This window comes from Rubrivivax albus, from assembly GCF_004016515.1.
Classification (GTDB): domain Bacteria; phylum Pseudomonadota; class Gammaproteobacteria; order Burkholderiales; family Burkholderiaceae_C; genus Rubrivivax; species Rubrivivax albus.
This window is the reverse complement of record NZ_SACT01000011.1, coordinates 61,499-74,124: the sequence shown is the minus strand read 5'-3', so window position 1 is coordinate 74,124 and position 12,626 is coordinate 61,499. Positions and strand designations below refer to the sequence as shown.

The following is a 12,626-nucleotide window of genomic DNA, read 5'->3' as shown; positions in this document are numbered from 1 at the left end:
GGCCATCGCGGACACCTGAGATACGATGAACCCAGTCACCCGCATGCCCTGTGCGCTGTCCGCCATCGGCGTGAAACGGTGTCCGCGATCAGCGTGAAACGGGTGTCCGCGATCGCTGAAATGCGCAAACAGCTGCTTGCGGAACGGCGACAGCTCCTGGAGATCGTTGCCCGCGAATGGGTCGAATCTCAGCCTGTTCCACCATTCGATCTCGGTGATGTCACACGGCAATCCTTCGATGAGGGGATTTCGGTCGATTGACGCAGAGAAATTGCTCATGGCATGTTCCTCAGGCAGCTCGCGCAGCACGGGCCTCGGCGACCCATGCAGGCTCATTGCTCGATTTGTCGCCGAGCAGCTTGTCGGCCGGTCCATTGGCAGAAGAGGCCGCTTGCAGTCCATTGAGGCGAAGGCGCTCCGACTGATCGAGCTGCGCTTGCCTGGCCGCGGCCTCTGGCTTGGTCATCCCCCGGGTTGGCGGCGAACCGGCCTCCTTCTTCTGCTGCCGTGCGCGCGCTGCCTTGGCTTCCTTGGCTGAGTCATAGCGGGCGGTCCCATCGTTCGCCAGGACCTCCAGGCGCTTACCACCCGTGAGATAGCGGTCCAGACGGTCGCTCTCGGCAATCTGCAGCCACTCACATAGCGAGAGGTCTGCCAGTTCGGCGTCGTGCGTCTGCAGATCGGCCTCGACCAATCCTTCGCGGTGAAGGAGCCAGACCTTTCCCAGGTGATTCGGGTTCAGATGAACCCAGACGTCTTGAGCGAGGCCTTGATCGGTGAGACCGGTCTCCCTCAGCGCGCCGGAGTTATAGGTCAGATTCGGGATGTAGCGGGTGTCCTTGCTGGTCGGGTCGAAGATGTTGATGCCCTTCGCGCTGACCTTGGCCCTGAGGCGAGGCAGACATAGTCTGCGGATCTGCGTCATGTTGGGCGCGTCGCTCACCACGTAGCCGTTGGCGATCATCCACTTGAGGATTGCTGCTCGTGTGGGCTCCACCTTGTCGCGGCGCATTTCCATCGTCAGCAGGTGCTCCACGCGCTGGACGTTGTTGTGGTACAGGATCCACCTGATGGCGTGGTGCATGTACTCGGCGTGCGTCAGGCATGCATCCTTTGCAGGATCTTCATCCCCGCGCTGTCGGATCTGGCCTTGTGTGCTGCCCGGCAGTTCGTGCGTGGCTCCGATTTGCAGCTGGAAGTGGGTGCTCTCCACGCCGTTCTTTCGCTCCGCCGCGTATGCCTCGGCGAACTCCATGCTGACCTCGGAGGCCGTCATGGCATTGATGCCCTTCTCGGACTTGAATTCGCCGTTGTCAGTTCTGATCCGTCGGAAGTTCAGTGAGATCCACTCGTCGTCGGTGATCTTGAGGCCGTAGCGCGCACAGAACTCGACTTTGCTCTCGGCAGCCATGGCAACGGCGATCAATGACGTCAGCGTCGACGGCCGTTCGAAGCCCGAGTAGAAGGATGCGATGTAGCCTGTGTAGGTTTCACGGACCTTCGTGTTCCAGGAAGAGGGCAGCCGTGCGAGGCGGTCAATGCTCAAGACCAGGTTCTGGTCGTCGGATGTGGAGTCGAGTGAGGCGCACTGGCCAGCAGCCATGAGCCTGCTCCTCTCATTCCCGTACTCCTTTCGATAGTCACGGTCCCATCGGTGCTCACCGATGTTGATGCGTCGAGCGCTGAGCTTGCTGTCATTCGCAGGGCCGTGATGCCGAAACTGATCCAAGGTCGGTAGCTGCTCGATCGGCAGGAGCGTGATCCTGCGGCCCTTGTCGGTGACCTCCACGCGCTCCGCCCAGTACTTGGCCAGGGTGAGCGCGAAGGCCTTCTGGACCGAGACCTTCTTCGACGTCTTGAACTGGCGCCACCCGAGCCGTAGACGCGTTCTGACATCCTCTGTCGACACGACTCCCAGATGCTCGACCATCCCGTTCCGGGCTGCCGGATTCCGTCGGCCCGGGCGGCTGGTATGTTTGCCGTTGCGGTCGGTGCGGGGCAGGCGTGGGCGGCCGGGGGCGCCGCAGCGACCCCACGCAGGGAGCAGTGCTTCTTGGCGCATGCCGCCGATGAGGTAGGCCCGGAGCGCGCGCATCACACGACCCTCGCTGACCTTATGCTCTTCTGCCGCCGACCGGGCGTGAGCACACATCGCACTCCGGTCGAGAAGAGCTTCGATACCAGCGCCAGCGCGTCTGACGTAGGCCTCGATCCAGGCCCATTGCTGGTGCATGATCTGCAGCGCGGTCTGGTAGCTGGAAGACTGAGGGTGATTGACGTCGTTGGCGATCTCTTCGATCTCGGCCGCAGACATGGCCTGCAGCCCGACATGTGTCTGCTCCCGCAGCGCGACCTGGTGCTCGTCGATCTGACGTTCGAGCGCCGCGATGTCCTCCTGCTTTGCGGGCCTCAGATGGTGTTTGGTCCTTCGCCCGCTTTTGCTCTTCTGCGGGAACGGTGCCAAGGTGTAGGTGCCGGGCGGAGTGTTCACACTGACGATGACGCCGATGTCTTCGCTGGCGCCCTCCTTGAGGCGCGAGACGATCATCCAGGGCTTGATTTCGGGGTTCATTGCTTCTCTCCTGCGATTTGTTGAAAGACCACTTGTTTGTGCGCCTTGCCGCCGCTTCTCATCGGTGCGGACATCAGGACGCGAGCGCGAAGATCGATGTCGATTTCGGTGAGCCATGCAGCGGCTCGGAAAAAGCGTTGCCCATCCACGACTTCCGCGCCGATGGCGGCTGAAGCGCTGCTGATTCGGTCGCGCAGCGCAACGCCATCTGGGTGTGAATTGAAGGCGTGGACGAAGCGGCTGCGGCGCTCGATCTCCTCTGCATCTGTTCGCTCATGACGCGTGGGCTCGAGCCAGTCCAGATTGGCGGTGAGGATGTCGCTGAACTGTTCTCCGTCGAAGAGAACATGACGCCCTCCTGCCTTCTCGGCGTAGAGCCGCTCGAGATCGATGCGTTGCCGCATGCGCGAGCCCGGCCTTTCAGCCCTCAGCGCGCCGGCTGGCTTGACCGTCCAGAACGTCAACTTCTGCGTGCTGGCTGGGCCGAACCTCACGACGAGGTCGCTGGTGGCTACATACGGGAGCTCAGGCGATCCCACGTAGGTGCCATGGCTGATTCCTGCCTCGCTTGCGATTTCGAGGAGGCCGGGCATGACGGGCAGGCACGCGTCGTAGCCTTGCTCCAATCCAGCCATCGGATGCGGGTGACCGCGCCAGGGGAAGAGCGGGAACTGGGTGCGGATCTCCAGAGCGCCCAGCCAGTTTGCGACGCGCCCGGCCCTGTATTCGAGGGTCGACAGGAAGTGCATGGGACGGCTTCCGATGGAGCCGATCGCGACGATGTGGTTGGACGCCCGAGGTGCGTTGCCCCGGGTCACGGTGATCCAGGGCTGGTAGTCATCTCCCCGTCCTTGGCCGAAGCCTTGGAGGATCAGTGACTGCAGCCGGGTTCGGGTCATCGGCGCCTTGCCGATGGAGTTGGTCAGGACGCGTCCTCGTTTGGCATCTGTGAGGAACTCGTCGTATGTTTCGTGTTTCATTTGCGTGTCTTTCAGGCTTGAGTCCGCACGACCGGTCGACTCGATCGGTCTACGGGCTGTCGTGAATGGAGTGGTTTGCGGGCGACTAGCGGCGCTGAGGCGGGCCAGTGCAAGGGGTTGCCGCGATGGCCTTCACAGGGTGCTGGTCAGGTCCCTGACTGGGCTGTTCCATGGCTTGCTGATTGGCGTCTTGCGCGTTGCAGATGCTTGCAGCGTTGTGCGCCGGGGTTACTTCACGGCGATGGCCTTGGCGGGACACCATCCGAAGGGCGCCACATCCAATGTTCCTGACCGCGGAATCCGCCACTCGTGAGCACGGGTGCTTTGGTGTGGTCGACACTTGGACGTCGAGCACACCGACATCGCTCATCGCCGCCAAGGAACCGAACGTCGCTTCGGTCCACGACGCTTGGTTACCGGCGCCCGCATGGCCGTATCGCCGGCGGATGTAGCGAAGGCGCTGGTCGGTGGCCATGACGCTGCGACCCACAGCAGTGCTCAGGAACGCGCGACTCTGGGGATTTGCAAAAGATGAAGGCATGAGTTCAGCCTCGGCTGCCCGAAATGGGCTTCCGAAAAGAAGTTGTGACTGGGGAGGGAGGGAGACGAAGTCCGCCGCTATGGCGGAGGCCTGCTCGAGGCGGGTGGGCGCGGGCGACGCGGATGCCTTGTGCTAGCGTCTCGACGTCAGGGGTGACGGCTGCCTCACCAAAGGTCGGTTCATGCCGAAGGGTTGGTTGGTTTAGGTTGGGTGGGGACGTCTCTTCGCCGCAGGCGAAGAGGTCGCGGTGGTGGGCTCGTGGTTGTGTCGGATGGGGTTGCGCCAGGCGCTGGCTCAGAGCTTGGCGCGCTGTGCCGCAGCAGGGAAGTGAACCCGGCGCGTGGCGCAGGCATGGCGGGCGAGTGAGGTCGCCGGTAGTGCGGAAATGGGTGAGAACGGGCGGCATGGGGAGAAGGTTGCGCCTTCTCGATTTCGGCGTTTTCGTTCCTAGAACGAATATTCCGATCATCTGAATCTGAGGGGAACTTCACGGATGGCAACTCGAGGTCGGCCTCGATCGCCAAGCGGACCGACGAGCGCTGCCGACAGAAAGCGGGAGTTCGATCGGCGGATGCGCAATGCGGACGGGCATGTCGCGGGCGAACCTGCCCGAACGCCCGTCGTGCTGTACCTGTCGGCCGAGGCACGTGAGCTGATGCGACGCCACCGCGACGAGGCTGCCCTTGCAGGCACGCCGCCCTTGGTGGACTCGAAGTTGGTCGAGGCAGCCCTGCTGGCCTACATGACCGCACGCCCGAGGACCCCATCAGCGGGACCAGCGCCCACTGCGACGCCGCCGGTCAATGACGCACCCCCGCCAGCAGCGGCTGACGAAGACATCGAGCGTCTGCGCCAGTTGCGCGCAAAAATCCGACAGCTCAACACCAAGCTCGAGCACGCCGACGCCGAGCAGGACGTGCTTCGGGAGCAGATGGAGAGTGAATCAGTCCGGGCCGAGCAATGGACCGACGTTCGGGAGAAGCTCGTAAAGCGCCATCGCATGGAAGCGTCCCTGCACTTGCTCCCAATGGCAACAAGGCTGAACGCTGCCTTTGGCGAATTGCAGTCTGACGCGGCGCGGATGCGTGCGTTGAACGACGAAGTTATTGACTACTTGATCACGCTGCTGGACAAGCTGGAACGGTCCAGCTAACAGCTAACCGACTGCGCTCCGGGCCAGTTGCCTAGGCTCTGGGCTTGCCCGAGCCGCCGAGGGCGCTGGTCTTCAAGCCGTACAGCCGGTTGAGACTGATTGCAGCCAGTCCAGTTCGGCGGTCGAGTGGCGGCTCGAAGCGGAAACGGTCACACGCGGCTTGAGACCGCCGATAACGGCTGCGCCCTCCTGACCGGTCACTCGCCCGATGTTGCTGGCGTGGCGGCCGACGAACGACTGCTTCTGCGGTGGGCGTCCGACTGAACCCGACCCGCACCGGACGTAGAGATCATGGGATTGGACTCCGCAAAGCGGTCGTTCGACATCGACATGCAGCACTGCCCGAACTGCAGCGCCGGGCAACTGAAGATCAACGCGGCCACCCTTGAGCAGCCGGTGATCGAAGGGATCCTGACCCGCGTGGGACTGGTCCTGTGCCGACTGGAGCGCGGTCAGACGTCCAAGCGCCCCTCACTCCAGCGGCAGCGCGCTCCCCCCGCTTCAGTACGCCTCGACGAGGATCTGGCTTGCGCCCCTTGCTTCGAGGACGGCCCTGCAGTCGGCAACCATGGCCGCTGAGCCGCACACGTAGAAGTCTGTGTCCGCCGGGTCGAAGGCGAGGCTCGACAGCGCAGCGGACACCCGGCCCTGGAAGCCGCCGGGCCGGGCCCTCTCGCGGCTCACGCAGGCGACCACGGTGGCGGGCAGTGGCGTCAGGCCCGCGGTGATGTCTTCGGCCGCGGTGCGGCAGCCGAAAACCAGCTCGCAGGCGTCGAGCCCCCCGTCTTGTTGCAGCTGGCGGAACATGGGCAGGAACGGCGCGAGCCCGGTGCCGGTGGCGACAAAGACCTTGCGGCGCGGGCTTCGGGCCAGCGTGTAGTGCCCCAGCGGCAGCTCGATCCGGGTCGCGGTGCCAGGCTCGGCGCCGGCGACGAACTGCGATCCGAGGCCGCCGGTGCGGGTGCTGATCAGGAAGTGCACCGTGTTGCCGTCCAAACCCGCGATCGAGTAGTCCCGCCACTCGTAGCCGGCCACCTCCAGCCGGGCGAACTGGCCCGGCGCGAAGCCGTCCACCGGGCGGTCGAGTTCGAACGCGAGCCGCCAGATGGTCGGCGTCAACCGCTGCTTGCTGACGAGCACCGCGCGCCGCTTGTCGCCCGCGGCTGCCGGAGCCATGGCGCCGCCCGCGCGTTGCGCGTCAGCGGCGCGACTCGGGCCCTTCGCGATCGCGGCGCGGATCATCGGATAGCCCCTGGACCCCAGCACCTGGCAGGCGGCGCCGAACCCGCCCATCATCGCCCCGAAAATGCCCAGGGAGACGGCGTCCTGCCCTGACAGGTAGAGACCGGGGATCGGCGTCGCCGGTCCGAACGGCGCGGAGCGGAAGCGCTCCGGCGTGGCCGCGAGGCCGTAGAAGCGTCCGCCGGGGTGCGAGGTGTAGTGCTCGACCGTCAGCGGCGTGGACAGCTCCGCGTACTCGACCAGCGCGCCGAGCCCGGGAACGGCGGTCTCGGCCAGACGCAGCAGCCCGTCGCCGATCCGGGTCTTCAGCGCGGAGTAGTCGGCGCCGCGGTTGCCCCTGGGGTGGTCACGCCACGCGTCGAAGGCCTCCGTGTCGGCAACCGCGATGATCTCGGCGGTGTGGAAGCGGTCGTCCCCCGATTTCAGCGACGGGAACGACAGGTAGATGTGCGACGGCTGCCCCTCGAGCAGCCTGCGCCCCTGGTCGGCCAACGCGTCGTGGTCGGTGTCCGCGTTGATCCAGTAGTTCTCGCCGCGCACGCCGAGCGTGGAGGCGCTGGCCTTCAGCCGCACGTACAGCGTCACCGCGGAGTGACCGTTGCCGAGCCGGCCGGCCAGCGCGCGCAGCGCGTCGGTCTTCGCGCCGACCTCGCCGTCGGTGGGCAGCAGCCGACCGAAGGTGATCGGGACACCGACGTTCGAGATCACGACCGGGGCCAGGTGCGTGACCCGTTGCGGGTTGGCGCCACGGCGGTCGACGACCTTCACGCCCACGGCGCGCCCGTCGCGCAGCAGGATCGACTCCACCTCCTGGCACACGCGCACCGCGCCGCCGTGGCGCTCGATGCCGGGCTCGAAGGTCCGCGCGATGCGTCCGGCGCCACCCTCCGGGAACCAGGCGCCGTCCAGGTAGTGGGCGACGATCAGTGCGTGGATCGCGAAAGCGCTCTGCGACGGGGGCAGTCCGTAGTCGCCCCACTGCGTGGCGAGCAGCGCCCGCAGCTGCGGCGAGCGGAAGTGGGCCTCCAGGTAGGCCTTGGTCGTCTGCGTCGCCGTGCTGCCGGTGAGGCGACGCCAGGCGCGCAGCAGCGGCACGACCGGCCTCGGCACCATGCGCTGGGCGAAGCCGAGGATCGCCCAGCGTTCGGCGGCGCGGACGTCGCGGAAATAGCGGTGGATCGCAGCGGCCTCGTCGGGGAAGCGCTCGACAAGCCGCTGCGCGAAGCGCTTCGCCTCCGAGGGCACCGCGAAGTCGAGCCCTGGGTAGACGAAGCGCTCGAAGTCGTCGGGCATCCGGTTCCAGCGCAGGGCGCCGCCGGAGAGGTAGTCGAGGATCGCGCGGGGCTGCGAGCCGGGCGCGACCTGGCCGATGTAGTGCAGGCCCACGTCCCAAGACGCGCCATCGCGGCGGAAGGCATGGGTGAGGCCGCCCGGCTCGGAGTGCTTCTCCAGCACCAGCACCCGCTTCCCGGCGACGCCTGCCAGCAGGCCGGCCGCCGTGATCCCGCCGATCCCGGATCCGATCACGATGACGTCCCACATGGCCACCTCCTGCGTCGGCTGCATGCGGATTCTTTGCGGGGTGGCTGGAAACGCATTGACCGCGCGCAAAGGGGCGCCCGGCGAGCTGGACCACGAAACCGGCGCCGTGATGGCGCCAGCGCGTTCCCGAGTCCAGCAAGCTGCCGTTCACCGGGGACCGGTGATGGCCGGAACTGGCAGTTCGACCCGGCCCCAGATAGCTGCCGTTCAGGGCGGCCGCGCTGATAGGTCCCCAGCACGGCCGCCGTCCACGGCTTCAGATCTCCGTCTGCTCGGAGATCTCGAGGGCGTCGTCAACCTCGATACCGAGGTAACGCACGGTCGACTCGAGCTTCGAATGCCCAAGGAGCAGCTGAACGGCCCGCAGGTTCTTCGTGCGCCGGTAGATCAGTGTTGCCTTGGTCCTGCGCATCGAGTGCGTCCCGTACTCGGCGCGGTCCAGGCCGAGCTCATCGACCCAGTGCCCGAGGATGCGAGCGTACTGTCGGGTGCCCAGATGGGGTGAGTCGTGCAGCCGGCTCGGGAACAGGAAGTCCTCGGACTTCAGCCCGGCCTGCTTGATCCAGGCCTGCAGGACATCCCGGGTTGCCTGCGTGATCTCGAACTGGACCGGTCGTTGCGTCTTGTGCTGCATGACAACGGCGCGCGTCGCCACCTGGTCGCCATGACACACGTCCCGGACCTTGAGCGCGACGAGGTCGCAGCCGCGCAGCTTGCTGTCGATGCCGAGGTTGAACAGGGCGAGTTCGCGCACCCGGCCCTCCATCTGGAGGCGGACACGCAGCGCCCAGATGTCCTTGAGCTTGAAGGGTGCCTTCTGCCCGACGAGCTTTCCCTTGTTCCAAGGCTCGCGATGAATAGCGCTACATGTGGTTCCCATGATGGTCTCCCATCGAGTTGAGGGTTTCACAGGATGCGCCTCAGAACAGGTCCGTCGCCGCCTTGCTGAGCCTCTCGCTGGCGGAGAGGTGCCACCATGTCCCGCCGAGTGACGGCTTCCTGGCGCGGCGGCGAACTATCAGTCTCGGCCAGTTGCCGTCGCCCGCGGGCGACGGCAACTGGCCGGGACCGGGCTTCCCCGGAGATCGCCGCAAGCTGACATTGGCGGGCGGAGCCATCGCGCTGAAAGTCAACTTCCTGCCGCCGCCTCGTACTCACACTGACGGCCAGGAGCGGGCAGTCGCGAACGACTGCTCAACCAACACGTCTTCGCCCGGGACCTGAACAAGCACGTGACTCGGGCCGTCCGAAGCCCATGGCGAGGAAATGGGTGCGATAGGTGTCGCGCGACTGTCTTGTGAGCGGCGACTCTTCGAATGGCCGCAACCTAAGCGCGGCCATGAAGCATTGATATCGGAAATAGGAAGTGTCGACCGAGATATCAAAAATCCAAATCGAGCAGTCTAAATTGGCGCACACGCTGCGACCGCCGAGATCGATACGCCTTCACCTCCCGAAACATACGAGATCGTCCATCCATCATCCCCGGCCGGACCACTCTCCACATCGGTCGCGAGTCCCGGTCTGCTGCTGGTTACTCGCCAAAGTAACTCAGCACCGACGCTGCTCACAACACGATAGCCACCACTCAAGACACGCATTCCACTTGGGCACTGGGCAGTGAGTTGGGCCACGGTGCCCGCCGGTCCAGTGACACTGAATTGTTCAACCAACGGCTGCACGAAGTCTAAAGGACGCCCCCAGCAGATAAGTCTGCTGAACCAAGGACCATCTTGATCCTGAAATATACCAACTGCCCAACCTGTATTATCGATAAACCTAAAATCTGAACCTGCTGGATGACTTTCGAAGAACTGAACGTTTGTCAATGGGCCTGACGATCCGAAACCGCCGCTGAGAATCTTCTGGGCAGAGGGGCATTGGACTGCCACCGAAGCAGGAGCAATCACACCGTCATTCGACAATCCGTCACTGGTAAATACTGTTGGCTGCGACGACCCAGGAAGGGAGGCACACACAGCGTACGCCTTGACCAGTTGTCCTTCTATCAGGGACGTGAAGCGAACGCGCCAAGCGCGGGTGCCCGCAGCCTCGGTCGCAATCTCTGAGGGCGCGCTGAAGAGAACGTTCCAGACGCGGTCAGTGCCTGAAGCAGAGAAGCCTCCGCCTACGACGGGCTTGTCGACTGGGCAAGCCGCCAGCAGTTCCCCGCTACTGCCTGGCGCACCTGTTGTTCCCGAGACCTCCACCAATTGGTAAATAGTCCGGGTTGTACAAGCCACTTGAACATTATCGATTCCTGCGCCTTGTGCTGTCCCATTAGCGTTGCTCACTGCGCAGTTCTGCTCCGGGTTCTCGGGTTGCACCGAAACCGAGACCGCATAGCTCGCGCCATCGGCGACCGAGGTCTGGAATGTGAACGCGCCATTCTCTGCGATGAACAAGTCGTCACCGCCGTTATTCTGAAGGACCAAGCCAGACCCTGACAGACCTGATACGACTCCGCCAATTCGATAGGCTTTGATCTCTGTCGTTGTGCAGGTTACGGTGACATTGTCGACGTTTGACGTGGCAGTACCGGTGTCATTACTAACCACACACGATTGTCCTGGGTCGCTTGGCTGCGTCAACACCTTGACGCTATAGGCAGATCCTGAAACCAAGTCAGAGGCGAGAATTACTTGGCCATTCGACGTAACGTCAATGGTCGCCTGGTCGTTGTACTGCAGAACCAGCCCTGTCCCCTCAAGCCCCGCGACTGTGGCACTGAGTGTCAAGGAAATGGCGCCATCACCACCGCTACCCCCACCGCAGCCTGCCAACAGCAAACCCACCACTGACGTACAAAGGGCTACACGCATCACCTGGCTACCTTCATCAGGCCGTAAATTGACTGGCTAGCGATCTTGCTGAAGCCTGATGGCGGCATGATCGTCACGCTGTCAGTCCACATGACAGATGCGCACACCGGCAAGATTGGCGGTGCACCCGTGGTACTGGTGTTCCCGGTGCTGCCCGAGAAGGCTGCCTTGACGCCGACCACCTTCAGAGGCATCGACACGCACCGCCGTCCCGACCAGACGTAGCGCGATGCGCGGCCCGCTGCGCAGGAGCTAAGGCGCGGCACACCAGGGTCGGGGCGCTGAGTACTCGGAACCCTGCGGTCTTCTATGGCCATCTGCGTCCCCTCCCACTGACCCCTCGTCTCAGGGGTGCCGTCGAACGACACGAGCGAGCCGTGCTGGGTAAGCGCGGATCGATGACATAAAGTATTTAGACAAAGCAATTTGGGTTCATACCCCAATTGGTGTAGGAGAGGCGCCGCGATGGCATCAACTGCTTTCGGCTCTGAAGACCTAGAGCCGCTACTCGATACCGTGCACGCCGTCTACCAGGCGCCTGGTAATGCCGATGGCTGGGCACGGGCGGTCGCGGCGATCGGCGGGTTGACTGGCAGCAAGGCGACGGCCTACCTGCTGGTCAACGGCGAGACGCTGCACAACGAGATCACGGCGTTCGCCGGCTTTGCGGAGGCTGACCTCGCGGCCTACCAGGGCCCCAACGGCGCGCAGAAGGACGTGCGCTTCCGCTACCTGCACAACCTGGTGCCGGGCCAGGTGTTCCGCGAGTTCGAGTACGTGACCGACCGTGCCGCCTGGGACGCGTCGGAATGGATCCAGTACCAGCGCGAGGCACTGGGCTGCTACTGGTGCATGAGCGCGCAGGTCAGCACGCACGGCCTGTGGCGCGACTACATTTCGGTGAACCGGCTGGAATCCAGGGGCTCGCACAGCGACCGCGAGAAGTCGCTGCTGCAGGCGGTGCTGCCGCACCTGGCGCGCGCCGGCGAACTGCACCGCGTGCTCGACCGGCTGGCCGAACGCTACGGCCTAGTGCTGTCGGTACTGGACCGGCTGCTGGTGGGCCTAGTGATCGTCGATGCCGCAGGTCGCGTGGCCGCGGCCAACACCAGCGCGCATGCGGCCTGCGCTGCCAGCGGTGCGGTCCACATCACGCGCGACGGGCGTCTGCGCGCCGCCGACGTCGCGCAGGACGCGGCGGTGCAGCGGCTCCTGGCCGGCTGCATCGGCACCGCGTCCGGCAAGGCCCTGCATGGTGGTGGCACGCAGGTGCTGCAGCGCGGCGACCGCGCCGTGCTGGCCGAGGCCATGCCGCTGCACGGCGAGCGCCTGAGCGACGGCGAGATGCTGCATGGCGCCGCGGTCTTCCTGGTGGACCCGGCGGTGGCGCAGGTGGTGTCGTTGCAGGGCCTGGCGAAGCTGTTCGCGCTGACCGACGCCGAGGCACAGGTGGCTGACGCGCTGGTCAACGGCCTGGCGCCGCGCGACATCGCCGAGCAGCGCGGCACCTCGCTGGAGACCGTGCGCACGCAGCTCAAGACCGCGATGGCCAAGACCGGCGCGAACTCGCAGCTGGACCTGCTGCGGCTGGCCGCCAAGCTGGCGCCGCCGGTACGTGGGGTGAACGACGACCCACCCACCCCCCCGGAATCCGGGGGGTGATGTGCGACGTCCTCCGATCGGGTGATGCTCGCGCGGCCATGCGCAGGGAACGTCGCATGCGTGGGTTGACGGCCCAACCGAGGGGCGGATGCTGAACAGGACACGAGGAGGC

General features: G+C 64.9%; 10 protein-coding genes. 4 read left to right on the top strand and 6 right to left on the bottom strand.

Annotated features, from left to right (window positions below):
• From ENE75_RS23325 to ENE75_RS23315, 3 genes are all read right to left on the bottom strand, one after another.
• Nucleotides 1–279, bottom strand: a 279-nt coding sequence (locus ENE75_RS23325) for a hypothetical protein (RefSeq protein ID WP_158289069.1), incomplete at its 3' end; no start/stop codon positions are given.
• 10 nt (nt 280–289) lie between these two features.
• Complete coding sequence (locus tag ENE75_RS23320; RefSeq protein WP_128201234.1) at nt 290–2,572, bottom strand: TnsB C-terminal domain-containing protein; 2,283 nt, start codon at nt 2,570–2,572, stop codon at nt 290–292.
• Nucleotides 2,569–3,552, bottom strand: coding sequence for a PDDEXK family nuclease (locus ENE75_RS23315; RefSeq protein ID WP_128201232.1), 984 nt, complete (start codon nt 3,550–3,552; stop codon nt 2,569–2,571). Before ENE75_RS23315 ends, ENE75_RS23320 begins: the two co-directional genes overlap by 4 nt.
• 1,112 nt (nt 3,553–4,664) lie before the next feature.
• Here ENE75_RS23315 and ENE75_RS23310 point away from each other — a divergent pair.
• Nucleotides 4,665–5,246, top strand: a complete 582-nt coding sequence (locus tag ENE75_RS23310; RefSeq protein ID WP_128201230.1) for a hypothetical protein — start codon at nt 4,665–4,667, stop codon at nt 5,244–5,246.
• Between the two features lie 501 nt (nt 5,247–5,747).
• Here ENE75_RS23310 and ENE75_RS23305 read toward each other — a convergent pair.
• The gene (locus ENE75_RS23305) at nt 5,748–8,054 is read right to left on the bottom strand and encodes an FAD-dependent oxidoreductase (RefSeq protein WP_199232400.1); all 2,307 of its coding nucleotides are present in this window, start codon (nt 8,052–8,054) and stop codon (nt 5,748–5,750) included.
• A 232-nt stretch (nt 8,055–8,286) separates the two neighbouring features.
• On the bottom strand, nt 8,287–8,910 hold the full coding sequence (locus tag ENE75_RS23300) for a tyrosine-type recombinase/integrase (RefSeq protein WP_128201226.1): 624 nt from the start codon (nt 8,908–8,910) through the stop codon (nt 8,287–8,289).
• 62 nt (nt 8,911–8,972) lie between these two features.
• Between ENE75_RS23300 and ENE75_RS24965 the strand changes: the two genes are divergently transcribed.
• The gene (locus tag ENE75_RS24965; RefSeq protein ID WP_158289068.1) at nt 8,973–9,254 is read left to right on the top strand and encodes a hypothetical protein; all 282 of its coding nucleotides are present in this window, start codon (nt 8,973–8,975) and stop codon (nt 9,252–9,254) included.
• Between the two features lie 179 nt (nt 9,255–9,433).
• Here the strand turns inward: ENE75_RS24965 and ENE75_RS23295 are convergent, their stop codons facing one another.
• Nucleotides 9,434–10,768 (bottom strand): hypothetical protein, encoded by a 1,335-nt coding sequence (locus tag ENE75_RS23295; RefSeq protein ID WP_128201224.1) that lies wholly within the window; start codon nt 10,766–10,768, stop codon nt 9,434–9,436.
• A 150-nt stretch (nt 10,769–10,918) separates the two neighbouring features.
• Here ENE75_RS23295 and ENE75_RS24960 point away from each other — a divergent pair, with 150 nt between their 5' ends.
• Together ENE75_RS24960 and ENE75_RS23290 are read left to right on the top strand one after the other, a co-directional pair.
• Nucleotides 10,919–11,077: a hypothetical protein gene (locus ENE75_RS24960; protein WP_158289067.1), complete on the top strand. Its 159-nt coding sequence runs from the start codon at nt 10,919–10,921 to the stop codon at nt 11,075–11,077.
• A 240-nt stretch (nt 11,078–11,317) separates the two neighbouring features.
• On the top strand, nt 11,318–12,514 hold the full coding sequence (locus ENE75_RS23290; protein WP_128201222.1) for a helix-turn-helix transcriptional regulator: 1,197 nt from the start codon (nt 11,318–11,320) through the stop codon (nt 12,512–12,514).
• The last annotated feature ends 112 nt before the right edge of the window (nt 12,515–12,626 follow it).